General features: G+C 43.7%; 1 protein-coding gene. It reads right to left on the minus strand.

The features are described from left to right. Positions 1-123 precede the first annotated feature (123 nt). Positions 124-2,172: a long-chain fatty acid--CoA ligase gene (locus A5294_RS06215; protein ID WP_004106511.1), complete on the minus strand. Its 2,049-nt coding sequence runs from the start codon at positions 2,170-2,172 to the stop codon at positions 124-126. Between the last annotated feature and the right edge of the window lie 78 nt (positions 2,173-2,250).

Here is a 2,250-nt window from a genome sequence, read left to right on the forward strand (position 1 = left end):
GTATGTGAAACATTTTAAATGTGTATTTTTTATGCAATTTACCCCGCATTTGTAGAGTTAAATATATTAACTTTCCAAATACGGGGTAAATTGTGTGCGTTCAGCTGAGTTAATTTAAACAAACTACTTTTTGCGCGTCGTATACATTTGTGTATTAAGTAAAGTAGTGTAGCGCTTAATAACTCGTGGACGAATAATCTTCATAGACGCAGTCATTAAGCCGTTTTCTTGCGTAAACTCTTCTGGCAAAATAATGAACTTTCGCACAGATTCTGCGCGTGACACGCCTTCATTGGCAAGATCTATAAATTTTTGCACTTCAGCACGAACGACAGCATTATTAGCAGCCTCTTCCATGCTCATAGTAGCGTCAAGACCCTTGAGTTTAAGCCAATTTCGTAAAGTTTCTTCGTCTAAAGTAACAAGTGCAGAAATAAACGGACGCTTATCTCCAAGAACGAGAGCCTGAGACACAAGTTCGCATCTCTTAATCATCTCTTCAATAGGTCCAGGAGCAACATTCTTACCGCCAGCAGTAATAATCAAATCCTTCTTACGTCCGGTAATATAAAGCATGCCATCGTCGTCAATTCGTCCCAAATCGCCTGTTGCGTACCATCCGTCTTTAGTAAATGAAGTTTCTGTTGCTTCATCGTTCTTGTGATACTTATGGAATACGCAAGTGCCTTTAATTTGAACTTCGCCGTCGGATGCGATTCGCAAAGTAAAAGCTGGGAATGCAATGCCAACAGAACCTTCTCGGAATGGAACTCCAATAGGAGTAAACGCGCATGGTGCAGTAGTTTCTGTAAGACCATAACCTTCGTAGACAGGAACTCCTGCTCCGCGGAAGAATGAAAGCAATTCAGGATCTAGAGGAGCTCCACCTGCAACAATCCAGCGTGCGCGACCGCCAAGAGCTTGGCGAAGTGGACGATAAACAAGCGGATCGTAAGCAGTGCGGCGAGCTTTAGTAAGAGCCTTAGCGTCACCAAATTCCTGAACTTCCTTCATATACTGCTGTGCTGTCACAACAGCACCCTGGAAAGCCAAGCCTTTAGCACCGTGACCAGCCTTCTGCGAAGCTGCGTTATAAACCTTCTCAAGAACTCGAGGGACAACAATCATAACCGTAGGTTTTGCAACTTGCAAATCGGAAATCAAAGTAGGAATACCTTGAGCAATATAAATGCGCAACGTACTTGCAACAACAATATAGTTAATTGCTCTTGCAAAAGAGTGTGCTTGAGGAAGGAATAGAAGCACAGAGCCGTCTTTTTCGCTAAGCAAATTCGGCAAGTAAACAGGCAAATTCAACGCTGTAGTGCAATAGTGTTCGTGAGTCATTTCCACACCTTTAGGTGCAGCTGTGGAGCCAGAAGTGTAAACAATAGAGCACAAGTCTGTTTTCTTTACAGAATCAATGCGAGCATCTAGTTCCTCATCGCTAACAGCGTATCCGAAAGCTTGAAGTTCTGCTAAACCGCCTGTTTCAATGCAAATAATGCGTTCCAAACTTGGGCATTCTTCAATAGCTCCATCAGCTTTATCTCGCATGTCAGTTGTTTCAACAATAAGGAAACGCGAGTCGGAATTATTCACAATATTGCGAATTTGCTCAGCTGAATCCGTGTCATAAATAGTTGCAAGAACACCGCCGCAAGCCATAACTGCTGCGTCTGTTACATCCCACTCGTATGATGTTTTGCACATAAAAGCAACAGCGTCGCCTTTGCGCAATCCGTAGTGCATCAAACCTTTTGCGGCATCGCGTACTTCTTGAAGGAACTGATTAGCTGTTTTTGTGACCCACTTATCGTTTTCTTTATAAGTGTAAAGAGGATCGTCGCCCATACGTGCTGCACGATCTGCGTATAAGTCATAAATGCTTGTGCCATCGTCAAGAGGTGCTGCGCTTTCGGTTTTTGTGGTCAGCAAGCCTGTTTCCGGATCGATAAACGTCGTTGTTGGCATTTGCGCACCCCACTCTTCTACGTGTGGAAGGCGTTGTTTTTGTGAAAGTAAAGTATTTGTGTTTTCTTGATCCGTATTAAGGTAGTCTGGTCCGCCTGCACGGTCATCACTGACTGGGTGCGCGAAGTTACTGCCAATACGCAATGCTTTACGGGCAAGATTAAACGCTTGCTGTTGGAGTGCATTAAAAACGGACACATTTGCTCCTTCATTATGCCAAACGGCTTGCGGATTAAGCGCACATCATAGTATCATGCCTGTCTCTTATACACATCT

Source organism: Gardnerella sp. 30-4 (assembly GCF_001641215.1).
Classification (GTDB): Bacteria; Actinomycetota; Actinomycetes; order Actinomycetales; family Bifidobacteriaceae; genus Bifidobacterium; species Bifidobacterium leopoldii.